The organism is Bacteroides intestinalis, from assembly GCF_003464595.1.
Classification (GTDB): Bacteria; Bacteroidota; Bacteroidia; order Bacteroidales; family Bacteroidaceae; genus Bacteroides; species Bacteroides intestinalis_A.
Genome location: NZ_QRZF01000003.1, coordinates 316,882 through 343,020, shown reverse-complemented (window position 1 = coordinate 343,020; position 26,139 = coordinate 316,882). Strand labels below are relative to the sequence as shown.

20 protein-coding genes are annotated in these 26,139 nt (G+C 42.7%); 14 read left to right on the top strand and 6 right to left on the bottom strand.

Annotated elements, in window-relative coordinates; genetic code table 11:
- The first annotated feature begins 1 nt into the window (after position 1).
- Together DWW10_RS06010 and DWW10_RS06005 are read left to right on the top strand one after the other, a co-directional pair.
- Positions 2-2,191: a peptidase domain-containing ABC transporter gene (locus DWW10_RS06010; RefSeq protein ID WP_118421547.1), complete on the top strand. Its 2,190-nt coding sequence runs from the start codon at positions 2-4 to the stop codon at positions 2,189-2,191.
- Positions 2,192-2,207: 16 nt separating this feature from the next.
- Positions 2,208-2,675: a beta-barrel domain-containing protein gene (locus DWW10_RS06005; protein ID WP_022391657.1), complete on the top strand. Its 468-nt coding sequence runs from the start codon at positions 2,208-2,210 to the stop codon at positions 2,673-2,675.
- A gap of 11 nt (positions 2,676-2,686) precedes the next feature.
- Here the strand turns inward: DWW10_RS06005 and DWW10_RS06000 are convergent, their stop codons facing one another.
- Entirely contained in the window at positions 2,687-3,367 is a 681-nt protein-coding gene (locus DWW10_RS06000; protein ID WP_022391658.1) for a tetratricopeptide repeat protein, read from the bottom strand.
- Between the two features lie 152 nt (positions 3,368-3,519).
- Here DWW10_RS06000 and DWW10_RS05995 point away from each other — a divergent pair, with 152 nt between their 5' ends.
- The 8 genes from DWW10_RS05995 (at position 3,520) to pelA (ending at position 14,095) form a co-directional block, all read left to right on the top strand.
- Positions 3,520-4,836: an MATE family efflux transporter gene (locus tag DWW10_RS05995; RefSeq protein ID WP_022391659.1), complete on the top strand. Its 1,317-nt coding sequence runs from the start codon at positions 3,520-3,522 to the stop codon at positions 4,834-4,836.
- A 50-nt stretch (positions 4,837-4,886) separates the two neighbouring features.
- A complete protein-coding gene (gene pyrH, locus DWW10_RS05990; protein WP_007667302.1) occupies positions 4,887-5,597 on the top strand; it encodes a UMP kinase in 711 nt (236 codons plus the stop codon).
- 98 nt (positions 5,598-5,695) lie between these two features.
- Complete coding sequence (gene frr, locus DWW10_RS05985) at positions 5,696-6,256, top strand: ribosome recycling factor (protein WP_022391660.1); 561 nt, start codon at positions 5,696-5,698, stop codon at positions 6,254-6,256.
- An 85-nt stretch (positions 6,257-6,341) separates the two neighbouring features.
- Positions 6,342-7,274, top strand: coding sequence for a ribosome small subunit-dependent GTPase A (rsgA, locus tag DWW10_RS05980; RefSeq protein WP_118421546.1), 933 nt, complete (start codon positions 6,342-6,344; stop codon positions 7,272-7,274).
- Positions 7,275-7,475: 201 nt separating this feature from the next.
- Positions 7,476-8,558 carry an efflux RND transporter periplasmic adaptor subunit gene (locus tag DWW10_RS05975; protein WP_022391662.1) on the top strand — a complete coding sequence of 361 codons (1,083 nt, stop codon included), beginning with the start codon at positions 7,476-7,478 and terminating at the stop codon, positions 8,556-8,558.
- A 12-nt stretch (positions 8,559-8,570) separates the two neighbouring features.
- Positions 8,571-11,603: an efflux RND transporter permease subunit gene (locus DWW10_RS05970; protein WP_022391663.1), complete on the top strand. Its 3,033-nt coding sequence runs from the start codon at positions 8,571-8,573 to the stop codon at positions 11,601-11,603.
- Positions 11,600-12,925 (top strand): TolC family protein, encoded by a 1,326-nt coding sequence (locus DWW10_RS05965; RefSeq protein ID WP_022391664.1) that lies wholly within the window; start codon positions 11,600-11,602, stop codon positions 12,923-12,925. Before DWW10_RS05970 ends, DWW10_RS05965 begins: the two co-directional genes overlap by 4 nt.
- 72 nt (positions 12,926-12,997) lie before the next feature.
- Positions 12,998-14,095: a pectate lyase gene (gene pelA, locus DWW10_RS05960; RefSeq protein ID WP_022391665.1), complete on the top strand. Its 1,098-nt coding sequence runs from the start codon at positions 12,998-13,000 to the stop codon at positions 14,093-14,095.
- Positions 14,096-14,105: 10 nt separating this feature from the next.
- On the opposite strand, the gene DWW10_RS05955 is transcribed toward pelA, so the two are convergent.
- Positions 14,106-15,269 (bottom strand): helix-turn-helix domain-containing protein, encoded by a 1,164-nt coding sequence (locus DWW10_RS05955; RefSeq protein WP_022391666.1) that lies wholly within the window; start codon positions 15,267-15,269, stop codon positions 14,106-14,108.
- Positions 15,270-15,533: 264 nt separating this feature from the next.
- Between DWW10_RS05955 and DWW10_RS05950 the strand changes: the two genes are divergently transcribed.
- Genes DWW10_RS05950 through DWW10_RS05935 form a run of 4 tightly spaced genes read left to right on the top strand, consistent with a single transcriptional unit; the run spans position 15,534 to position 19,617 of the window.
- A complete protein-coding gene (locus DWW10_RS05950) occupies positions 15,534-16,268 on the top strand; it encodes an anti-sigma factor antagonist (protein ID WP_118421563.1) in 735 nt (244 codons plus the stop codon).
- A gap of 5 nt (positions 16,269-16,273) precedes the next feature.
- Positions 16,274-17,224: an ABC transporter substrate-binding protein gene (locus DWW10_RS05945; RefSeq protein ID WP_118421545.1), complete on the top strand. Its 951-nt coding sequence runs from the start codon at positions 16,274-16,276 to the stop codon at positions 17,222-17,224.
- Positions 17,225-17,261: 37 nt separating this feature from the next.
- On the top strand, positions 17,262-19,202 hold the full coding sequence (locus DWW10_RS05940; RefSeq protein WP_022391669.1) for a SpoIIE family protein phosphatase: 1,941 nt from the start codon (positions 17,262-17,264) through the stop codon (positions 19,200-19,202).
- Between the two features lie 4 nt (positions 19,203-19,206).
- On the top strand, positions 19,207-19,617 hold the full coding sequence (locus DWW10_RS05935; protein ID WP_022391670.1) for an ATP-binding protein: 411 nt from the start codon (positions 19,207-19,209) through the stop codon (positions 19,615-19,617).
- A gap of 15 nt (positions 19,618-19,632) precedes the next feature.
- Here the strand turns inward: DWW10_RS05935 and DWW10_RS05930 are convergent, their stop codons facing one another.
- From DWW10_RS05930 to hflX, 4 genes are all read right to left on the bottom strand, one after another.
- Positions 19,633-20,793, bottom strand: coding sequence for an acyltransferase (locus DWW10_RS05930; RefSeq protein ID WP_022391671.1), 1,161 nt, complete (start codon positions 20,791-20,793; stop codon positions 19,633-19,635).
- Between the two features lie 244 nt (positions 20,794-21,037).
- Complete coding sequence (locus DWW10_RS05925; protein WP_022391672.1) at positions 21,038-22,678, bottom strand: fumarate hydratase; 1,641 nt, start codon at positions 22,676-22,678, stop codon at positions 21,038-21,040.
- A gap of 65 nt (positions 22,679-22,743) precedes the next feature.
- Complete coding sequence (locus DWW10_RS05920) at positions 22,744-24,744, bottom strand: DUF4954 family protein (RefSeq protein ID WP_022391673.1); 2,001 nt, start codon at positions 24,742-24,744, stop codon at positions 22,744-22,746.
- A gap of 98 nt (positions 24,745-24,842) precedes the next feature.
- Positions 24,843-26,099 carry a GTPase HflX gene (hflX, locus tag DWW10_RS05915; protein WP_022391674.1) on the bottom strand — a complete coding sequence of 419 codons (1,257 nt, stop codon included), beginning with the start codon at positions 26,097-26,099 and terminating at the stop codon, positions 24,843-24,845.
- Positions 26,100-26,139 lie beyond the last annotated feature (40 nt).

Here is a 26,139-nt window from a genome sequence, read left to right as displayed (position 1 = left end):
TATGAAAACTTTCCAGTGCTTTAAACAGCATGACAGCATGCAATGTGGTATAACCTGCATTCAGATGATTTGCAAATATTATGGTAAAGATTACAATTTGGATATTTTATCTAAATATTGCCCAGCTACATCAGAAGGTGTATCTTTATTGGGGATTAGTAAAACCCTGAATATATTAGGTCTAAATGCCGACGCAGGAAAAATGCCAATAGAAGAACTTGCCACAATATCTTTACCATGTATTTTACACTGGAAACAGAATCATTTTGTCGTACTATATCGATTAAAGAAAAATAAATATTATATTGCTGACCCTGGAAAAGGATTGGTCACTTATACTGAACAGGAATTAAAAAAATATTGGATTAGTACCCTATCCAATGGAGAAGAGAAAGGCGTAACGCTCTGCGTTCAACCAACCTCTTCTTTCTATGAAAAACAAGAAGAGCATAAGAGTGAAAAAAGTTCCTTCTCTTTCCTCTTCAATTACTTCCGTCAATACCGCCACTACTTCGGCCAAATCATCCTTGGTTTATTGATTGGCTGCATTTTACAACTTATCTTCCCTTTCCTTACACAAGCCATTGTAGATGTTGGCATCAAACATCAAAATCTCAACTTTATCTATCTGATATTGATAGGACAACTCATGTTAACTGTCAGCCGCACAGCCGTCGATTTCATTCGCCGATGGATATTGCTGCACATTAGCATGAGAATAAACATATCATTAGTGAGTGATTTCTTCATCAAACTATTGAAACTTCCAATGTCTTTTTTTGACACCAAATTGATGGGCGACTTGTTGCAACGAATGAGTGATCATAATCGAGTGGAAAAATTCCTCACCACACAAACACTCAGTGTCATGTTTTCATTACTCAGTTTTATTGTTTTCGGATTTGTATTACTATGCTATAATTTACTAATATTCTGCATCTTTCTTGCGGGTAGTATCTCCTACTCCATCTGGATCACCCTCTTCCTAAAACGTAGAAAACAGATAGACTACTTCTACTTCGAAAAACAAGCCAAAAACAGCAATAAGACTTATCAACTCATCACAGCTATGCAAGAGATTAAGCTACAAGACTGTGAACAACGCCGTCGTTGGGAATGGGAAGACGTACAAGCCGAACTTTTCGATGCCAATATGAGGACTCTGAAACTGCAGCAGACACAAGAAGCAGGCAGTATCCTCATCAACGAGATAAAGAACATTATAATTACCGTAGTAGCGGCAACAGCCGTGATAAGTGGACAAATGACGTTAGGTATGATGCTTGCTGTACAATATATCATCGGGCAACTGAATGCACCCATTGAGCAACTGATGAGTTTTATCTACTCGCTGCAAGATGTAAAAATCAGCTTGGAACGTATCAATGAGATTCACGAAATGGAGAATGAGGAAAGTAATCCAGATGCATTCATTGAATTTCAAAGCAAAGACAAAAGCCTAAGATTAAAAAATGTAGACTTCAAATATGATTCACATGCACCCTACAAAATCCTGGATGGAGTGGATTTCATCGTTCTTGAAGGAAAAGTGACCGCCATCGTCGGTACTAGTGGAAGCGGAAAGACAACTATTATAAAGTTGTTGTTAGGATACTATCATGTGCTGGACGGAGAAATCAATATCGGAACAACCAATATCGAACGATTCAATATGAAATGGTGGCGCAAGCAATGTGGGGTCGTAATGCAGGATGGAGTAATTTTCTCCGAATCCATAGCCCGAAACATCGCAGTGAACGACGAAGAAATAGATAAGAAGCGATTAGCCGAAGCAGCACGAATCGCCAACATAGATGAGTACGTCAGACACCTACCGTTAAAATACAACACCCTCATTGGACAAGATGGCGTAGGATTAAGTCAAGGACAAAAGCAACGAATACTGATAGCACGTGCTGTATATAAAAATCCACAATACATCTTTCTAGATGAGGCCACCAATGCACTAGATGCAAATAATGAACGAGTAATCGTCGAAAATCTACTGGACTTTTATAAAGGAAAAACTGTCGTCGTTGTAGCCCACCGTCTAAGTACCGTAAAAAATGCAGACCAAATAGTAGTAATAGATAAAGGAAAGATCATAGAAACCGGAGTACATCAAGAACTGGTTGCTAATAAAAAAGCTTATTACAACCTTGTAAAAAATCAATTAGAGTTAGGTAAGTAAATAAAAAAATAGAATTATGGAAAACGTAGAACTCAGAAGTGAACAAGTACGAAAAATCATTGGGCAAATACCTCCGATATTAATACGCAGTGGAATTGGCATTATGGGGACAATTGTGGCATTACTATTGGTTGCCGCTGCATTTATTCCATATCCAGAAATACTTGAAGGAGAAGTCATAATGGAAGAAAGTGACAATAAGTATATATATGCCAAAGGTTTGCTACCCTATACCTTCGTTACACAAGTTAAAAAAGACATGAGCGTTGAAATAGAATTAGAAGGTTTTAATACCAGAGAATGTGGCTATCAACATGGAACCATATCATATGTTTCATCGGAAGTTGTAACAGATAACAAGAAAAACTATTTCTCATTTATCATCATACTAAAAGAAAATCCCTTCATACAAAAAGGAATGAAGGGATATGCATCTGTCATATTGTCAAATAAAACATTACTAGAAAGAATCGTCTCAAAATAAAGTTATTTCTATTATTTAATCTCCATTTCCAATTTCTTTATCTTTTCAAGTGTATTTCCTGCCTCCGTCGAAGGGAACAGCTGCAACACCCGCTGCAAATAATCTTTTGCCTTGGAATAGCCGTTAGAATAGACATCAGAAAGCCCATTACGATAACGGGCATATTGCATTCGTGTAGGAGAAGTTATCTTCTTATAATCATCTTCCAACTTCTTCTTTTCACGTTCTGCCTGTAAATAGAAATAATTTCCCAGAAAAATATTAGCTTGCAAATTATTGGCATCAAGTATCAATACCTTCTCATAAGTTTTTACAGCATCTTTTTCTTTACCCCGCATCATCTCCATTTCGGCACACGATACAAGAGCAGGAACATCGTCTGAATGATACTGCAGAAATTCTCTATAAAATAAATAAGCTTTATCATAATTCCGCTTACGTTTATAATAGGTGGCCAACTCATTTACCAAACGCGGAGCTACAGCGCTGTTTTTTTCCACCTGAGTCCAATAAAACATCTCAGTCTGATCTGCCCCAGCCTTTACCGACTGGCGAAATAGACTCACCGCATAGTCATCCTGCCCCTCAGATAAGGCAGCAGACACCTTTTGAAGCAACTCCCCGGCTGATTGTGCTGAGAGCACAAAAGGGAAAGCAACCATGAATGAAAATAGTAAGGTTAAGGTTCTCATCGCTTATTAATATTACCTAGTTTTTGTTTCCGCAAATATACTCATTTTTAAAACATTATGTATTATAAAAATTGTTATTATCGAATGCCTTTTTACCATTTACGGCAAAAAGAGTACCTTTGTCGGTAAATAGAACAAATCAGTGCTTTAAAATGATTGCTCAAACTCCGAATATTATCAATAAAAGAATACTTCAGATAGCTGTGCCTTCGATCATTTCGAATATCACAGTTCCACTACTGGGACTGATTGATGTGACAATCGTAGGCCATCTGGGATCTGCAGCGTATATCGGAGCTATTGCCGTGGGCGGAATGCTATTCAACATCATCTACTGGATCTTTGGATTCTTAAGGATGGGAACCAGCGGAATGACGTCACAAGCATACGGCAAACACGATATGGACGAAGTTACCCGACTTTTGTTACGATCCGTTGGAGTAGGATTGCTCATTGCCATTATTCTGGTGGCTTTACAATATCCCATCCGTAAACTGGCATTTACTTTTATACAAACTACAGAGGAAGTAGAACAATTGGCTACACTCTATTTCCAAATCTGCATTTGGGGAGCTCCTGCCATGCTGGGACTTTACGGTTTTGCCGGTTGGTTCATTGGTATGCAGAATTCGCGTTTCCCAATGTACATTGCCATTACACAAAACATTGTGAACATCGCTGCAAGCCTTTGCTTTGTCTATTTGTTCCATATGAAAGTTGCCGGGGTAGCCTTGGGGACACTTACAGCCCAATATGCGGGATTCTTTATGGCATTATTATTATGGAGGCGATATTATGGCAAATTGAAAGAACGCATTGCCTGGCAGGAAATATTGAAAAAAGAAGCTATGCTACGTTTCTTTCAGGTGAACCGGGACATTTTCCTACGGACTCTCTGCCTGGTTATTGTCACGCTGTTTTTTACCTCCGCCGGAGCAGCACAAGGAGAAGTTGTATTGGCAGTCAACACTTTGCTAATGCAGCTATTTACTCTCTTTTCTTATATAATGGATGGCTTTGCTTATTCAGGTGAAGCGTTGGTTGGTAAATATATCGGTGCGGACAACCGTCCGGCATTGCACCGTACCGTTCGCCAGCTCTTTATCTGGGGAATCGGACTTTCTATGGGTTTTACATTACTTTATTTCTTTGGTGGCAAGGCATTCCTGGGTCTGCTCACCAATGAAGTTTCTGTCATCCGGGAAGCCGGAAATTACTTTTATTGGGTATTGGCTATCCCACTTGCAGGCTTCGCCGCTTTCCTATGGGACGGAATATTTATCGGAGCCACTGCCACCCGGCAAATGTTTTATGCAATGCTGGCCGCCTCAGCCAGTTTCTTCCTCGTTTATTACTCCTTACACGAGTGGATGGGAAATCATGCCCTTTGGCTGGCTTTCATCGTCTACTTATCTCTGCGCGGCATCATGCAGGCAGTTTTAAGTAGAAAAATTTTGTACCAAAGTTAATCATTACAGACAGAAAGCGTATATTTGCAAAAACTAAATGTAATATCATAATGGCAAAGTATAAAAGAGTTCTGTTAAAGCTCAGTGGTGAGAGCCTGATGGGCGAAAAACAATATGGCATTGACGAAAAGCGCCTTGCCGAATATGCAGCACAAATCAAGGAAATCCATGAGTTGGGCGTTCAGATAGGTATCGTCATTGGTGGTGGTAATATCTTCCGCGGATTGAGTGGCGCAAACAAAGGTTTCGACCGCGTGAAAGGAGATCAAATGGGAATGCTCGCTACGGTAATCAACAGCCTGGCATTAAGCTCTGCCCTGGTAGCCGCCGGTGTAAAGACGCGTGTACTGACAGCCGTACGCATGGAACCTATCGGTGAGTTTTACAATAAATGGAAAGCTATCGAATCTATGGAAGCAGGCGAAGTAGTTATCATGTCTGCCGGAACAGGCAATCCGTTCTTTACTACCGACACAGGCTCTTCTCTGCGTGGCATTGAAATTGAAGCCGACGTTATGTTGAAAGGCACACGCGTAGATGGCATCTATACTGCTGATCCGGAGAAGGACCCTACTGCCACTAAATTTGACGAGATCACTTACGATGAAGTTCTGAAACGTGGCCTGAAAGTTATGGACCTCACTGCCACCTGCATGTGTAAAGAAAACAATCTGCCAATCATAGTATTTGACATGGACACAGTAGGCAATCTGAAAAAAGTAATGCAAGGAGAAGAGATCGGAACACTGGTACACAACTAATTTTCTCTGAAAAAACTCTGTATATCAGTGTGCTCTGTGGTGAAAATAATTATATTTGCAAAGTTTCAATTAAAGTACAATTCCAAAAACCGAAGAATATGAGAGACGTAAAAGACATCTTAGATGAAGCGCAAGAGAAAATGGATATGGCCGTTATGTATCTGGAAGAAGCATTGGCTCACATCCGCGCCGGAAAGGCAGACGTTCGTTTGCTGGACGGTATCCGTGTGGATTCTTACGGAAGCATGGTTCCTATCAACAATGTAGCTGCCGTAAATACTCCGGATGCCCGTAGTATCGCTATCAAACCGTGGGATAAAAGCATGTTCCGGGTAATTGAAAAAGCAATCATTGACTCCAGTCTCGGCATTATGCCCGAAAATAACGGCGAGATTATCCGTATCGGTATTCCGCCGCTGACAGAAGAACGTCGTAGACAACTCGCCAAACAATGTAAAGGTGAAGGTGAAACTGCTAAAGTGAGTGTGCGTAATGCTCGCCGTGATGCTATCGATGCTTTGAAGAAATCCGTTAAAGACGGTCTGGCAGAAGATGCACAAAAGGGTGGTGAAGAAAAATTGCAAAAGATTCACGATAAGTATATCAAACAGATCGATGATATGCTGGCTGCAAAAGATAAAGAAATTATGACCGTATAATTATTCAGTTGAGAGTTGAGAGTTGAAAGTTGAGAGTTACTCACATATTCAACTCTCAACTCTCAACTCTCAACTCTCAACTAAATTGAAGGGACTGGTAATAAAAAATACAGGTAGTTGGTATTTGGTAAAGACCGACGAGGGGAAATGTGTGGAGTGTAAAATCAAAGGTAACTTCCGTCTCAAAGGTATACGCAGTACCAATCCGGTAGCTGTGGGAGATTATGTGCAAATTATCTTGAATCCGGAAGGAACTGCTTTCATCAGCGAAATAGAAGACCGGAAAAACTACATTATCCGAAGAGCTTCCAATCTTTCTAAACAATCGCATATTCTTGCTGCCAACCTTGACCAAAGCATGCTTATTGTTACGGTCAATTATCCGGAAACCTCCACAACTTTTATCGACCGTTTTCTGGCTTCTGCTGAAGCATACCGCGTACCCGTTAAGCTAATCTTTAATAAAATAGATGCTTATGATGAAGATGAGCTTCACTATCTGGACGGACTTATCAATCTCTATACTACCATCGGTTATCCCTGTTTTAAAGTTTCGGCCAAAACGGGTGAGGGCATAGAACAAATTCAGGAAGAATTAAAAGGCCGGGTAACACTTTTCTCCGGACATTCCGGTGTGGGAAAGTCAACCCTCATCAATGCGATATTGCCTGAACAAGACGTAAAAACCGGTGAGATTTCCACCTATCATAATAAAGGTATGCACACCACTACCTTCTCTGAAATGTTTCCCGTTCCGGGAGACGGATATATTATCGACACACCGGGTATCAAAGGTTTCGGCACATTCGATATGGAAGAAGAAGAGATAGGGCACTATTTCCCGGAGATATTCAAATTCTCTGCAGACTGTCGTTATGGCAACTGCACTCACCGCCAGGAACCGGGTTGCGCCGTACGGGAAGCTGTAAAAGAACATTATATCAGCGAGTCACGCTATAGCTCTTACCTCAATATGTTGGAAGACAAGGAGGAAGGAAAATACCGGGCAGCATATTAAAATAAGTAATAGGGCGATAAAGTGGCAATGTGATAACGTTTTATCAGTCAATCATCTTATCCTCCTATCACAATCACATACGATAATATTGTTATGTTATCACTTTATCACCTTTTTTAACGCTTCTCATATTAAACCTTCCTGTTCTCTAAATGTCCAAATTCATGCTGACATAATCTGACGTAATACTAATACTGATACATGAATAAGAAAGTTAAATGGGGCATCATCATTTTTATCGGTGCCGGATTGATAGGTGGGGGTATTTATTCTCAACTCCCTAAGGAGAACAAAGAATTGGCGGCTGCAGACAAAGTTATGAGCACTAACCGCAATAATAAGAGAATACTGAATGTAAACGCAAAGATCATAAAACCTCAACTGCTGAAAGATGAAATAAAAATCAGTGGTAGCTTGTTGCCTGATGAAGAGGTAGATCTTTCTTTCGAAACTTCCGGTAAAATTATAGAAATTAATTTCGAGGAGGGCAGCCAAGTAAAAAAAGGACAATTGCTGGCTAAAGTAAACGACCGGCCTTTACAAGCACAGTTGCAACGTCTTGTTGCCCAACTGAAATTAGCAGAAGACCGCGTATTCCGCCAAAACGCTCTGTTGGAAAGAGATGCAGTCAGTAAAGAAGCCTATGAACAGGTGAAAACTGAACTGGCAACCCTGAATGCAGACATAGATCTGATAGAGGCAAACATTGCACAAACCGAGCTTCGTGCACCATTCGACGGTGTGATTGGTTTACGCCAGGTCAGTGTAGGAACTTATGCCTCTCCTACAACCATTGTAGCTAAACTTACTAAAGTATCTCCGCTGAAGGTAGAATTCTCCGTTCCCGAACGCTACGCTAATGATGTAAAAATCGGTGCAGGAGTAAACTTCGGACTTGAAGGTAAGCTCGAGACTTTCCACGCTAAAGTTTATGCCCGGGAATCCAGAATGGATCAAAACACCCATACGTTGACTTTACGTGCCCTTTATCCCAATGCCAACGGTCATGTGATGCCGGGACGTTATGCGGACATCCGTTTAAGTAAAAACGAAATTCAGGATGCCCTTGCCGTTCCATCCGAAGCGATTGTTCCGGAGATGGGTAAGGATAAGATATTCCTTTATAAATCGGGAAAGGCCCAGCCTGTAGAAATACAAGCCGGTATACGTACGGAAGCCGAAACCCAAGTATTACAAGGTTTGCAGGAAGGGGACACGATTATAGTTTCAGGAACATTACAACTCCGTACAGGACTCCCTGTAACTTTGGATAACATTTATTAAACCGGATGCCTTATGAATATATCTGAACTCAGTATACGGCGCCCGGTACTTTCCACGGTGCTTACCCTTATCATCCTGCTTTTCGGAATTATCGGGTACAGCTACCTCGGCGTTCGCGAATATCCGTCCGTGGACAATCCTATCATTTCGGTATCTTGCTCCTACCCGGGTGCAAATGCCGATGTTATTGAAAACCAGATTACCGAACCACTGGAACAAAATATCAATGGTATTCCGGGTATCCGTTCCTTGTCCAGCGTCAGCCAGCAAGGTTCATCCCGTATTACGGTAGAATTCGAACTTTCCGTCGATCTGGAAACTGCTGCAAACGACGTGCGTGATAAAGTTTCACGGGCTCAACGCTACCTGCCCCGTGACTGTGACCCGCCTACGGTATCAAAAGCAGATGCAGATGCTATGCCTATCCTGATGGTTGCATTGCAAAGTGATAAACGTTCTCTGTTGGAATTGAGTGAAATTGCCGACCTCACTGTAAAAGAACAATTGCAGACTATTTCAGACGTTAGTAGCGTTAGTATTTGGGGAGAAAAGCGTTATTCCATGCGTCTGTGGTTAGATCCGATCAAGATGTCAGGTTATGGCATTACTCCTATCGACGTTAAAAATGCAGTAGATAAAGAAAATGTAGAACTCCCGTCCGGAAGTATTGAGGGTAATACGGTGGAGCTTACCATCCGTACGTTAGGACTGATGCATACGGCAGAAGAGTTTAACAACCTGATCCTGCGGGAAGATAATAACCGTATTGTTCGCTTCAGTGATATCGGACGGGCAGAATTAGGTCCGGCGGATATAAAAAGCTACATGAAGATGAATGGGGTGCCTATGGTGGGTATCGTTGTGATTCCGCAGCCGGGTGCCAATCATATTAAAATTGCCGATGCTGTCTACGAACGCATGAAACAGATGAAGAAAGACCTTCCTGAAGACGTGCAATATTCTTACGGTTTTGATAACACCAAGTTTATCCGTGCTTCCATTGACGAAGTAAAGGAAACCGTATATGTCGCATTTATCCTCGTTATCATTATTATTTTCCTCTTCCTGCGTGACTGGCGCGTTACACTGGTACCTTGTATCGTAATTCCGGTTTCGCTTATCGGTGCATTTTTCGTGATGTACCTGGCAGGATTCTCCATCAATGTGCTTTCCATGTTGGCGGTAGTATTAGCAGTGGGGCTTGTAGTGGATGATGCTATCGTTATGACGGAGAATATCTATGTCCGCATTGAGCGTGGAATGCCCCCCAAAGAAGCTGGTATCGAAGGTGCTAAAGAGATTTTCTTCGCCGTAATCTCTACCACTATCACATTGGTGGCCGTATTCTTCCCCATTGTATTTATGGATGGTATGACAGGACGGCTTTTCCGTGAATTCAGTATTGTGGTATCCGGTTCGGTAATCATCTCTTCGTTTGCTGCGTTGACTTTCACACCTATGCTTGCCACCAAATTGCTGGTGAAACAAGAAAAGAAAAACTGGTTCTATATAAAAACCGAACCGTTCTTTGAAGGAATGAACCGCATATATAGCCGGTCGTTGGAGATCTTCTTGCACAAACGCTGGTTGGCCATGCCTCTTGTATTAGGTACTTTATTTATCATTGTATTCCTTTGGAATGCTATCCCCGCAGAAATGGCCCCCCTTGAAGACCGTTCGCAAATCAGCATCAACACGCGTGGAGCTGAGGGTGTGACGTATGAATATATACGGGATTACACAGAAGACATCAACCAGCTGGTAGATTCCATACTTCCGGATGCAGAGTCTGTTACTGCGCGTGTATCAAGCGGTAGCGGTAATGTGCGTATCACATTGAAAGACATGAAGGATCGTGATTACACACAGATGGAAGTAGCAGAGCAAATCTCCCGGGCGGTACAAAAGAAGACGATGGCACGCTCTTTCGTACAACAGTCTTCCTCTTTCGGTGGACGTCGTGGAGGTATGCCGGTGCAATACGTACTACAGGCTACCAATATTGAGAAATTACAAGAGGTGCTACCGGAATTCATGGCCAAAGTTTATGAAAATCCGGTATTCCAGATGGCTGATGTAAACCTGAAATTCAGTAAGCCAGAAGCACGTATCAACATCAACCGTGATAAAGCAAGTATCATGGGAGTAAGTACACGCAACATTGCACAAACCTTACAGTACGGATTGAGCGGTCAGCGTATGGGTTACTTCTATATGAACGGAAAGCAATATGAGATATTAGGAGAGATCAACCGTCAACAGCGTAATAAACCTGCCGACCTGAAAGGTATCTATATCCGTAGTGACAAAGGAGAGATGGTGCAGTTGGACAACCTGATTGAACTGACCGGTGGTATTGCTCCACCGCAGTTATACCGTTACAATCGTTTCGTTTCCGCCACCATTTCCGCCGGACTTGCCGATGGAAAGACTATCGGACAGGGATTGGATGAAATGGATAAAATAGCCAAGGAAACACTGGACGATACATTCCGTACTGCATTGACCGGAGACTCTAAAGAATATCGGGAGAGCTCTTCCAGTTTGATGTTTGCTTTCGTACTGGCCATCTTGCTGATTTACCTGATTCTGGCAGCTCAGTTCGAGAGTTTCAAGGACCCGCTGATTATCATGCTTACCGTGCCTTTGGCCATTGCAGGTGCCTTGATATTCATGTATTTCGGCGACATTACAATGAATATCTTCAGCCAGATCGGTATCATTATGCTGATTGGTCTGGTAGCGAAAAACGGTATCCTCATTGTAGAATTTGCCAATCAGAAGCAAGAAGCCGGAGAAGACAAGATGGAAGCCATCAAAGATGCATCACTACAACGTCTGCGCCCTATTCTGATGACCAGTGCCTCTACCATTCTGGGACTGATACCGCTGGCATTCGCTTCGGGTGAAGGTTGTAATCAGCGTATTGCCATGGGTACGGCCGTAGTGGGAGGTATGTTGGTATCCACATTCCTGACCATGTACATCGTACCTGCCATATATAGCTATATATCCACTAACCGCAGTAAGTTAAAGAAATCATGAAACGTACGATTTTATCCCTCATAACGATTTGTTGCACCTCGCTTGCTTTGCAGGCGCAGATGCCTCAATCTTATACACTGAAATCCTGTCTGGAAAACGGACTTCAAAACAATTACTCGTTGCGCATTACCCGCAATGAGGAACAAGTCTCCAAGAACAATGCAACATTGGGCAACGCCGGCTATCTGCCGACACTTGACCTGTCAGCAAGTTATAAAGGAACTGTTGATAACACTGACAGTAAAGTGCGTGCCACCGGAGAACACCTCAAAGAGAATGGTGTATTCGACCAGGCCATGAATGTAGGTCTCAATCTGAATTGGACTATCTTTGACGGTTTCAACATCACTGCCAACTACCAACGGTTGAAGGAACTGGAACGACAAGGTGAAACAAACACCCGTATTGCCGTAGAAGATTTGATAGCCAATATTGCAGCGGAATATTACAACTACCTGCAACATAAAATCCGCCTGAATAATTTCCGCTACGCCGTATCTCTATCCAAAGAACGCTTACGTATCGTAGAGGAGCGTTATCACATCGGTAACTTCTCCCGTCTGGATTACCAACAGGCAAAAGTGGACTTCAATGCCGACAGTGCCCAGTACATGAAGCAGCAAGAGTTATTGCATACCTCCCGTATCCAACTGAACGAACTGATGGCAAATGAAGATGTGGACCAACCGATTGTTGTCCAGGATAGCCTTATCAATGTAGACGGCAGTCTGAACTTTGAAGAGCTTTGGAATGCTACCCTGCAAACGAATGCCTCCCTGCTGAGAGCCCATCAAAACAATACACTTGCACAACTGGATTACAAGAAGGTTTGCTCCCGCGACTACCCTTATCTGAAGCTGAACGGGGGGTATGGCTATACTTTCAATAAATATGATGTTGCTACCAATATCCAGCGTGGTAATCTCGGAGCAAACTTTGGTCTGACTATTGGCTTCAACCTGTTCGACGGGAATCGCCGCCGGGAACGTAACAATGCGCGTATTGCCATTCAGAATGCCCGACTGGAACGGGAGCAACTGGAACAGGCATTGCGTGCCGACCTGAGTAATTTGTGGCAAGCCTACCAGAATAACCTGCAAATGCTAAACCTGGAACGTCAGAACCTTGTAGCCGCTAAGGAAAATCACGAGATTGCCATGGAACGCTATATGTTGGGAAACCTTTCCGGTATCGAGATGCGTGAAGCACAAAAGAGTCTTCTGGATGCGGAGGAAAGAATCCTTTCTGCGGAATACAATACGAAAGTTTGTGAGATTTCCTTGTTGCAAATCAGTGGGAAGGTAACAAAATACCTGGAATAGAACAATTATTCCCCATCAGGCAAGTTTTTTTCCTCTACTTTTGCCATCATAGAACTATAAAAAACAATGATCATGAAAAAGATTTGCCTGTGTTGCCTGGCTCTGATCTGCCTGACAAACCTATTTGCACAAGAAACCGTAAACTACAAAGAAAAAATGCCGTACAAGACTTGGGTAAAGATGGCCCCCAAACTCAACGACGAATTCTTTAAAACCGACGAAGCCATCCGCATTGGCGACAACGTTTTACTTTACCAGCAAACTACCGGAGGTTGGCCCAAAAACATTTATATGCCTGCCGAACTTACTCAACAGGAGTTAGAAGATGTACTTGCCTCTAAAGACGAAGTAAACGAAAGTACAATAGATAATGATGCTACCAGCACAGAGATACAATATCTCTCACGCTTGTACCTGGCCACCCATATTGAGAAATACAAAGATGGGGCACTGGATGGTATTCGCTACATTCTCAAAGCACAATATCCCAATGGTGGTTGGCCTCAATTCTGGCCCCGCCCTAAAGGTTACTATACACATATCACCTACAATGACAACGCGATGGTAAATGTCATGGAGTTGCTGCGTGAAGTATATGAAAAGAAAGAGCCCTACACCTATGTTCCCGACAGTATCTGTGACCGTGCCCGTGCCGCTTTCGACAAAGGTGTAGAATGTATTTTAAAAACTCAGGTAGTACTGAATGGCAAACCGACTGTATGGTGTGCGCAGCATGATGAACATACCCTCGCTCCCGCCAAAGCACGCGCTTATGAGTTACCTTCCCTGAGTGGGCAAGAGTCTGACGAAATCGTCATTTTATTAATGTCCCTGCCCAACCCTTCACAAGAAGTCATCACATGCATAGAAAATGCGATTGAATGGTTCAAAGCTTCCAAAATAGAAGGACTAAAGAAAGAATTCTTCACGAATGATGAAGGCAAGAAAGACTATCGCATGGTTGCATGTACCGACTGTCCTCCTTTATGGGCACGCTTCTATACATTAGAAAACAATCAACCCTTCTTCAGTGACCGTGACGGAGTAAAGAAGTTCAATATCTCTGAAATAGGATACGAACGCCGGAACGGTTATAGCTGGTATAACAGTGATGGACTGAAAGTATTCAAGAAATACGAGCAATGGAAGAAAAAGAATAAGATACAATAGAGCCCCTGCACTACCCTTCCCTATGGGGAAGGGTTTTTCCTTCTTGCTGAAGCCTGTCTATATACTCACTTGGAGAGATCTTCTCTATACTGGCAAAATAACGATAGAAACTGGAACGGGAAGTAAATCCACTCATAAACATAAGCTCCTTCACTGTCAGCTCTTTCCGTAAAGTAGCCTGTTCCTTAAAGTATTGCAGACGATTAAAATTGATGTAATCCCGGAAACCAGAAAAACCATTGTAGCGTAAAGCCTTATTAAACCGATGCTCGTTAGTTCCCACATCTGTTAATATATCCTGCAACGAGTATTGAGGATTGGTGAAAGGAGTACGCTCTTTCATAAGCACCTGTAATTTCTCACTGAGCTCAAGTACTACAGCCGATACCTCAATTTCTTTTATAGCATCTATCTCTTTAGGACTTAAATCATCTGCCGGCAGCGGAGGCAAAGAGAGCGGATTGTCATTGCGCAAATAAAGTACATTCAAACAAATAGTCGGCAATATAACAAAATAGCCGAAAAGATTGAAGCATAAGCCGCTGGTTCTCAACATCAGCCAAATATAGCCGGACATGATAAGTCCAAAACATCCCATATAAATATACATCCCCCTACTCTGTTTACGCCGTACAGGTATCCATCGCTTCAAATAAGGAAGAAGAAAATTCAGGGAAGGTGTCAGCACACTGATAACAAACAGAATCAATCTGACTATAACATCCTGTTCACCTAAATTTCTCCAGATATCTGCAAAGGATTTCAGCAAGGTATAATGCCCGTTGAAAAGCTGATAACAGCAAGCAATGCAAACAATCAGCAATATGGGAATACAGTAATTGACAATCCTCGTCAACGACATCCATCCCGGTTGCAATGAAGCAATGGGAAAAAGAGAAAAGAGCTGGAAAAAGAATATCACACGAACAATATGCCAGATAGAGAGGTGATCCATAGGTACCTCTACGAAACGGGGTATATCTTCTACTCCCCGACTGAAAAGCCACATCCATTCTATATTATCACAAAGTAGAAGAAGCGACAAGGTAGTAGCCAACATTCCCCAAGCCCGCTGAATACCTCTTTCCGATGAACGCTTCCAGATACTTCCTCCTGTAAGAAGACCGACAATATCGAGCAATAGCTCAATAAATAACATTATTACACTGGTCATTTTTTATTTTGCTTTTTATTTACAAGAATTTGTTTGCATTGTATTTTAATCCGGCGCAAAGATATAAAACTTCTCAACTAATGAGCAAGATATACAATCTTTTTAGTACCACTTTCAGATAGTATCAAGTACCATTCTGGCTATTCCTGCCAAAGTGGGACGCTTTTAAACGTATAAAGTGATTCATTGTAGATGGAAAAAATGATATTTGCATGGTTTTACCAAACTACTATACACATTATCATAATACATCAACAAAAGAATATGGAAAAGGAAATTATTATCAACAACAAGTTGAATGAAATCAGTCGCATTTCCCAATTTATGGAAGAGTTAGGAGTATCGCTAAACATCCCATCGGAAATTGCGATGAGCATAAACCTCGCCATTGAAGAGATCATAGCTAATATCATCCAAAATGCCTATCCGGACGACAAATTAGGTGAAATTCTACTGCAAGCAAACATCACTCCCGGAAAACTGACTTTTCAGATTACAGATGAAGGAGTCGCAGTCGACCCATTCCAGAAAAGCAACCCGGACGTAAAGCCATCGCTTGAAGAACAGCTAACCAAAGGTTTAGGCCATTTCCTTATTCACCGCACAATGGACGAAGTGAATTACCGGACTATTGGCACTCAAAACCTACTGACTTTAGTTAAGCGGCTGGATATAGACTTTAAACCGGATGCCCTGCTTGATACAAATATTTGTAGAGTGGACGGCATCATCGTGCTGGATATAAAAGGCCGGCTGGATACTGCCAATGCCCGTGATTTCAGCATGGCTATACAACCCTTGTTACAAGAAGTAAATCCCAATATTATCATCAATTGTGAGCAGATGTCTTACATCAGCAGTTCCGGCTTACGTTGTTTCCTGATTCTACAAAAGAGTGTACAGAAAAACCGTGGAAGCCTTATTATTGAAGCCATGAAGCCGGAAATCAAGAATATTTTTGAAATGACTGGCTGCACTTCTCTCTTTAATATCCGATAATAATCATGATGAAAATATTTATTTTCAGCACTATTTTATTAACCTTGTCACTTACTCCATGCAAGGTACAGGCACAAGGCATTACACTCACTCCGAAATGGACTGCCCAAGCACAATTTGCCGGTTACTACGTAGCAGACAAACTGGGTTTTTATAAAGAAGAAGGAATTGACGTACGCGTACAACACCCTGCCATCTCGGAAAGTTCTTTTTCGTTTATGGAAAAAGGGCGTGCCCCGGTGGTAATCATGAACCTTTCATATGCCTTTATGGAGTGGCTGAATGGCGCACGTATAGTGAATATTATGCAAACTTCCCAAGAGAACAGCCTGATGCTCATCAGCCATTCTCCCATAAAAGGCCCGGAATCGTTACACAACCGGAAGATTGCCGTATGGAATCACTTAAGTCAGAAGTTACTGGACAGACTGGCAGAACATTACGGTTTACAACAAACCGGATGGATACGATTCAACAGCGGAGTCAACATATTCCTTTCCGGAGCCGCTGATCCTTGTCTGGTAGGAAGCTATAATGAATACCTCGAATTAACGGAGTATGGCATGAATGTCGATTCAATATACTCCGCACGTTTTGCGGACTACGGATACAACCTACCCGAAGACGGGTTATATGTGACAGAGGATTTTTATAATCAATATCCGGAAATCGTCCATAAACTGGCCAAAGCCAGCATACGCGGTTGGGCATGGGCCAATGAACATCAGGAAGAAGCCCTCGACATGGTTATGGAAGAAGTGAAACGAGGCAATGTAGGTACCAACCGTTACCATCAACGCAAAATGCTGGAAGAAGTACTCCGCCTGCAAATAGACAGAAAAAGCGGACAACGTACTTATCGCCTCAGCCGGGAGGGCTTTGAACGTGCTGTACAGATACTGGCACCAAGAAACTTAAACAAAACCAGTATCCGTTATGAAGATTTTGTAAAGTGAACATCCTCTCATATACCTTAATTATACAATCATTCACATGAAACATATTTCTTCTCCTTCATTTGCTACCAAGCTAAGTATCTACGTGTTGTCGTTTACGCTGGTAGTTTTCATCTGCATCATGATGCTATTCTACAATTACAGCCGGAAGCAGATAACGGAAGATGCCATTGACCATGCACACGGATTACTCCAGAACACGGCTACGCAAATCAGCGGAGAGCTACAGATTGTAGAAGCAACCCTCAAACAATCCGTTTGGATTGTGGAAAAGAACTTGAGCACTCCCGATTCGTTACGTGACATTCTCACAGCTATTGTGAAAAATAACAGTCTGATCGTGGGAAGCGGTATCGCCTTCATTCCCGAATATTATAAAGAGAAAGGGAAATACTTCATGCCCTATGCCTTCAGCATCAATGAAGGAGAGGAAGAGGTCATAAACTTTCTGAAACTGGGCGGGGCAGACTATGATTATCCTTGTATGGACTGGTATCTGATACCCAAACTATTGAAAAAGAGTTATTGGAGTGAACCTTACTATGATACGGGAGGCGGAAACACGATTATGAGTACATACTCACTTCCCCTTTGCAACCAGCAAGGAGAAGTGTACGCCATATTCACCGCCAACATTTCCCTGTCCCGTTTCACCGATATGGTAAATGAGTTGAAGCCTTACCAATCCAGTTATACCTTCTTGCTTAGCCGGAACGGTAGTTTCCTCACCCATCCTGACCGGGAAAAGATAATGAACGAAACAATCTTTTCCGTAGCGCTTAGTAATAATGACAACAAGGAAGAAGAAATTGGGCACAACATGCTGGACGGACTTACCGGCACAGTACAGTTCGACAGTGCGAAACAAAGTTCATACGCTTTGTATACAGCCATACCCAATTGCGGCTGGTCTATATGTACTGTCTGTCCCGGCGAAGTGATTCTTCATAGTCTGGATCGGACCTCACACCGCATTATCTATGTATTCCTGATAGGAATGTTGGTACTGCTTCCACTGATATATCAGATCATATACAGACTGGTGCGCCCTCTTAAAAAGTTCTCCGAATCAGCTCGCTCCATTGCAACGGGACGTTTCGATGTAGAGATACCCGAAGTACATTCAAAAGACGAGATAAAGGATTTGCACGACTCATTAGTCTACATGCAACACTCGCTATCGGGATATGTTTCGGAACTACGCACCACCACAGCATCCAAGGAGCGCATCGAAAGCGAACTATCCATAGCGCGTGAAATACAAATGGGAATGATCCCCAAAATATTCCCGCCATACCCCGAACGGGACGATGTAGACTTGCACGCCATACTGCATCCCGCCAAAGAAGTGGGTGGCGACCTCTATGATTTCTTCATCGATGGCGACCGGCTCTATTTCGTCATTGGTGACGTATCGGGTAAAGGCGTTCCCGCTTCATTGTTCATGGCCATTGCCCGCAGCTTATTCCGTACTCTCGCCCAACAGGTAACTTCACCTGCCGAAATTATGACTAAGATGAATCACTCCATTGCCGAAAACAATGAAGCAAACATGTTCATCACACTCATTATCGGTATATTGGATTTGAAAACCGGAAGCCTGCGATTCTGCAATGCCGGGCATAATCCGCCTGTCATAATTGGAGTTGATGGAAAATCGACTTTGCTGCAATCAAAGATACAGCTCTTCGTCGGAATACTCGAAGATATGGAATACACCGACGAAGAAATTATTCTTGAGAAAGGTTCCCGGCTCTTCCTCTACACAGATGGAGTAACTGAAGCCGAGAATACTTCCAAAGAACTGTATGGGGAAGACCGCCTGTTATCTACTTTGGCTCCACTCGCCTCTTGCGATATACGCATTGTAGTAGATACTGTGATTCGCTCCATCGCATCTCATGTACAAGAGGCGGAAGCAAGTGACGACATGACCATCCTATTAATTCATTACGAACCTAACATAACAAAAGTATAATATCATGGAAAAAGAGATTCGAATAACCAACGAACTGGATGAAATTACAGCATTGGCAACCTTTGTAGAAGAACTCTGTTCTGAATTGTCTCTATCACCGGAAACAACCATGCATATCAACCTGGCTCTGGAAGAAGCTGTCAGTAACGTTATCATGTATGCCTATCCATTGGAAGAGCATCAGGAAATCCGGTTGAAAGCCAGCATGACAGATGGACAGCTAATTTTCTTATTGACAGACAAAGGTCTCTCCTTCGACCCTACCAACGCTCCTGATGCGGACATTACTATCCCCATTGAAGAGCGTGCCATAGGCGGACTGGGTATATTCCTCATACGAAGCATCATGAATGAAGTATCGTACCAGCGTTTGGACGGTGAAAACCGCCTGACTATGAAGAAGAACCTTGAATAGGATAGTCTTCCAAGACTATCCCATTACCCATTTTGTCTTCTTCCCGAAGCAACGGTATGCCATTGCCACCAGGAACCAAGAGACACCAAATGCAACCACTGCGGCGACAGGTATCTGCAAACACAACGGAACACCTGCCGCCCGCATCAATACCACTGACGGACCGGTGAAGAAGTAGTGTATCATATAAACTCCAAAACCACAAAGCGTCAGATTGGATAATGCTTTTACTATCCTCTCCGAACGGATATTCACCTTCTTTGCCCACATAAATACAGGAATGGTCATCATCACTACATTCAGTGAACAATAGGTAAAGAACAATTCCAACATTTCATCTGTAAACTCAGGTAACGCCGTCATGTGACGGAACCCAAAGAAAGTAACCGCATAACCCACCACAAACATAGGAATACCGATTAACACAGACTGCTGTCCCGTCCAGTCATGATTCCGCAAGTAATGTCCCAGAAGCAGGTATCCATTGAAACCTGCAAAATAATAAAGCATACCGAATGAATTCCATGAACAAGTTCCCCACAGATATTGCGCTACAAACTCATTATAATAAGGTATAAGCAGTGTCACTCCCCATGCAGCCAAGAACCAGAGTTTAGCCCTCTCTGAAGCTTTCTCTACCCAGGCGGAGAATATCGGTAAATACAGATAAAGTCCAATCAACAAATAAATGTACCACATGTGCACGTCAAGAATGGAAAAATTAAAGGGGAACTCTGCAATATATCCCATACTGACAGCCAGAGACTGTCGCATCACTTCTTCACCCGAATACGGGAAGAAGTCGAGAATCACCCGCGGCTCTACTCCCAGCAATCCGGTAATCCAAGGGAAAAGATTGTAAATCACCGACCAGATAAGGAAAGGAAAGAACACACGCGGAATGCGTTTCTTATAGAATACGGATGCATCACCACGCACCGGAAGCAGCAAAGCCCCTGTTATCATCACGAATAGGGGTACGCATGGCCGTAATACTGCCCCATAAATAGCTCCCCAGAACTTGATGTCTTCAATATTGGGAGCCGTTCCCGGATAGAAATTAAAAGGGTCTGTGCAATGACAACAAACCACGGTAAACATCGCTATTAGTCGTACGACATCCAGCCAAACAACACGAGAATCCGCCTTCGGAGAAATGCAGGTAGTAGTTTCCATATTATCAATAAGATTAATCTGACTTTGAAGGCGTAAAGATAGGTATTAGTATCCTCATTTTTCTCACCATAGTGAGAAAAAATGCTCATCAAATAGAGAAGCGATACTCAGCGTATTGAGAATAAATACTCACTTAATAGAGAATAGATACTCACCAAGGTGAGAATAAACAGAGAAAGCTGTCCCAAGGAGTTGATAAACTTCTTCGGGACAGCTTTCACTTAATTGATAGAAAAAATATCTTTTACTTACTGCAATTCCATGGTTTCAGTTGCTTAAAGAAATCGTTGCCTTTATCATCTACCAGGATAAATGCCGGGAAGTCTTCTACTTCAATCTTCCAGATAGCTTCCATGCCGAGTTCGGGATATTCCACGCATTCGATACTCTTGATATTGTTCTGTGCCAGGATAGCAGCAGGACCACCGATAGAACCGAGATAGAAACCACCGTATTTCTTACAAGCATCCGTCACCTGCTGGCTACGGTTACCCTTAGCAAGCATAACCATACTGCCACCATGACTCTGGAACAACTCTACATACGAGTCCATACGTCCCGCAGTAGTGGGGCCCATAGAGCCACAAGACATTCCGGCGGGAGTTTTAGCAGGACCGGCATAATAAATAGGATGATCCTTGATATATTGTGGCAAGTCTTCGCCACGATCCAGACGTTCTTTCAGCTTAGCATGAGCAATATCACGTCCCACGATAATCGTACCGTTCAGTGACAAGCGGGTGGCTACCGGATATTTAGTCAGTTCTTTCAGAATATCTGCCATCGGTTGGTTCAGGTTTATCTTAACGACGGCACCTTCGCCTGCATGACGCATTTCTTCCGGAATAAGTTCACCCGGATTGCTGTCAAGCTTTTCAATCCAGATACCATCCTTATTGATCTTACACTTGATGTTGCGGTCGGCAGAGCAAGAAACGCCCAAACCTACCGGACAAGAAGCACCATGACGAGGCAAACGAATGATACGTACATCGTGAGCCAGATATTTACCGCCAAACTGTGCACCAAGACCAATCTTGTGAGCTTCCTTCAGTACTTCTTTTTCAAGTTCTACATCGCGGAAAGCACGACCGTATTCATTACCGGTAGTTGGTAATTCATCGTAGTAGTGAGTAGATGCCAACTTCACGGTCAACAGGTTCTTCTCAGCAGAAGTACCACCAATGACGAAAGCAATATGATAAGGAGGACAAGCAGCTGTACCCAGGGTTTTCATCTTCTCAACAAGGAAAGGAACCAATGTACCGGGATTCAGGATTGCCTTTGTTTCCTGATAGAGATAAGTCTTATTTGCCGAACCACCCCCTTTAGTCACACAGAGGAATTTATATTCCATGCCTTCGGTAGCTTCGATATCAATCTGTGCGGGCAGGTTACATTTTGTATTCACCTCGTCGTACATATTCAACGGAGCATTCTGAGAGTAGCGCAGGTTTTCTTCAGTATATGTTTTGTAGACGCCCAATGAAAGTGCTTCTTCATCGCAATATCCGGTCCATACCTGTTGTCCCTTTTCACCATGAACAATAGCCGTACCGGTATCCTGGCAGAAAGGAAGCACACCTTTGGAGGCTACTTCTGCATTACGCAGGAAAGTTAGTGCTACATATTTGTCATTATCACTTGCTTCTGGGTCGCGCAGAATCTTAGCAACTTGCTCATTGTGCGAACGGCGCAACATGAATGACACATCGCGGAAAGCCGTATTAGCCATTGCTGTAAGACCTTCCTTTTCAATCTTCAGAATGGGATTTCCTTCAAACTCGCTTACGGATACATAGTCTTTTGTAAGCAGATAATACTCAGTCTTATCTTCCCCATGCTCGAACATAGGTTGATAGTGGAACGGAGGTGTTGTTGCCATAATTACTCGTAAATTAAATTAATGAATCGTAGCACAAAGGTAAGAACTATTATTGAAATATTTCTTTAATTAGAGTAAAATGATGCTACTTGCTGCATACGATCTATCAATTCGTCACCCAATGCCGTCTTATCTTCTATATGCTTCAGCACAGCAGTGACAAACGGATTACTTTCGAAATCTCCACGCACCTGTTCAAAGTCCATTTCTTTCTCTGCACGCGAACCGTCGGCACCAAAGCCCGTCATGGAGGCCAGTGAGAATTCTTTCTTAGCATCATCGTACACCATACGGTCCAGCCCAACTACAGCTTCTTTCCACTTTTCTACAATACGGATAATATCTGCTGTCGTAATATTCTCAGGCTTGATACCATAGAACTCTTCTAACTTCTCATAAGCCCAAGTCCATTCGTAAGTATAGTAGTTCTGATGCATCTTCTCGAATTCCTCATTAATCGACTTCAGACGGTCCACTTTACCACACTCTATATCATTGATTAAAGCATCTATCTCGCTCTTCGGAGCTATCAATCCGGAAATATCTACCCACTCACCACTACCTATTACCGTATCAGGTTTCAGACGGGCACGTATTTCTTCGTTACTCTTAAAATCAATACCTTCCAGACGCTTGATTACAGAGTTACCAAGGAATTTATGAATAGCTATCTCATAGAACTTTATCCCCTTCACTAACGCTGAATTACGGATTTTAGCACTATGGAAAGAATAAATATCAGAAAGTTCTCCGGAAGCATGGCGCAGATTCTGCAAAGTCTCTCGCCCTTTGAACATCTTTTGTACGGTATAAGGGCTGAGCAAGTTGTAATTGATGAAATCCAACTTATTAGTATCAGTACGTCCGTCACGCTTCGGCCATTTCTGCGCATCACGGATGGTTCCGACACTCCTCAAGTTAACGCCCGGCACAAGATAAGTGGTATTATTCTGTTCTATCAGATAGGAAAAAGGCAGATTGGATGTATCGGAATGATTGACGTGGCGTCCCATCACCAATGAAAAAGCTCCCACACGGGCAGGCCATAGGATATAAGAGTCGGAAGTAGTCTTAGCACCACGCTCCAAAGTTCCCTGGTGAATAGGACCTAACTTATACATATGGTTACTTTGGTTAGATCCGGAACCGGCATTCATAAATGAAAACATACCGGCAATCAATAAAGTGGATTTATGATGCGTCACCGTGAAAGGTCCGGCAAAAATGGCACATGCTTCACCGTTTTCTCCTTGACAATTGCTGAAAAAGAGAGATTCCGATGCCGAATAATTATGTCCCAAACGACAAGCCTGTCCTATGAAACAGCGGCTTAACATCGCCCCATCATCTATATGCGAACCGGATGAGATGATAAAATCATCACAGATAACCCCATGACCAAGATGTACCGGTGCTTCTTCATTACTATTGATGCTTCCATTAAAAAGACGACACGTCCCACAAATGTGACAGTAATCTCCAATACGCACGTTCTTGATAGACCCTGTATTGAGTATCATGACATGGTTGCCAATGCTACCTATTGCAGAAGCATGCTTATTGGAATAAAAATCAGTAATAGCCTTCATCCGGCAAATCAGTTCCGGACGGTGACGGTAAAGCGCCAGGATATAGGCTTGGTGCGCAGAAAGTTTATCATTGATAAGTACCTCTCGCCCACCTGTTTCATTCAGCACGGACACCTCTACCCCATTGCCAAATTTACTCAAACCATCTACCAGGATAATATCCACATTCTCAATAAATGTATCATGCCCGATTTCATAATTAGCAATGTAATTCTGGATATTCTCTATGCAACAGTTATCTCCTACAGAGACATTGTGTAGCGTCACATGGCGCAGGCCGGAGTGTTTCTTGATTCCTCCCGGTAATGTGAATTCTGATTGAAACACACCTAAACGTACATTTCCCGAAAACCGGGTATGATGCACAAATTCGGTAACAAAGTCTTCCGCTACCGTTACTTTCCCCCAATCATCTGCCAGACACGACTGGCTTTTCAACCGAAGTATCTCGTCTTCGGTTAAATGTCTGTAATCCATAAGCATAAGATAATTATGAATTATGAATTATGAATCATGAATGAGCTGTGCTATGATGCTGCACAGTAATTCATAATTCATAATTCATAATTCTCAATTCATAACTCTTCTTCGTAGGTCTGATAAAGAAAATCGTTATAAGGGTACTTCTGTACATGCAATTCTTTTACACGCGCATAAACTACGCTCTTCAGTTCCTCTAAATTGATCTTCTCACGGGCAGAGATAAAGAGGCAATTATCCTCCATCTTTGCCATCCAAGTCTTCATCAGTTCCTCGAGTGTCAAGTTTTCCTTTGTTCTGGGGGTAAGGTCGTCAGCCGCTTTCTCCACATAGGTGTAAGCGTCTATTTTATTAAAAACAAGTATTATAGGCTTACCGGATGCACCGATATCTGCCAGAGTTTTATTGACTACTTCTATTTGTTCTTCAAAATCAGGATGTGAAATATCCACAATGTGCAACAGCAAATCCGCCTCGCGCACTTCGTCCAGAGTTGATTTAAAAGAATCGACCAAGTCTGTCGGCAACTTACGGATGAAACCAACCGTATCTGAAAGCAAGAACGGCAGATTATCAATAATCACCTTGCGCACCGTAGTATCCAATGTCGCAAACAGCTTGTTTTCTGCAAAGACTTCACTCTTAGCCAGCAGATTCATCAATGTAGATTTACCCACATTGGTATATCCCACTAATGCCGCACGAATCATGCGCCCGCGGTTCTTCCGCTGAGTCGACTTTTGCTTATCAATCTCCGCCAAGCGCTCTTTCAGCAATGACATACGGTTCAAGATGATACGACGGTCCATTTCCAACTGCGTTTCGCCCGGACCACGAAGTCCCACGGAACCTTTACCACCACCGGCGCCGGAACCACCACCCTGACGTTCCAAGTGGGTCCACAAACGTTGCAAGCGGGGAAGCATGTATTTATACTGTGCCAGTTCCACCTGCGTCTTTGCATTAGCTGTCTGTGCACGCATGGCAAATATGTCGAGAATAAGCGAAGTACGATCTAATATCTTGATCTTCAACTCCGCTTCAATATTACGTATTTGTTTCGCGGAGAGTTCATCATCGAAAATCACCATACCGATTTCCCGTTCGGCTTCCTCTTCGCTCCGGATATATTCTTTTATTTCTTCCAGTTTACCCTTTCCGACGTAGGTCACAGAATGTGCCTGATCCAGCTTCTGAGTAAATCGTTTCACTACTTCCGCCCCGGCTGTCTCAGCCAAGAATTCCAGTTCATCGAGGTATTCATTCGTCTTACGCTCATCCTGCATTTTCGTGATGAGACCAACTAATACCGCCGTTTCTGCCTGTACTTCGGAGATTACAAATTCTTTCATTTACTATACCTATTTATTAAATATTGGGCGACAAATATAA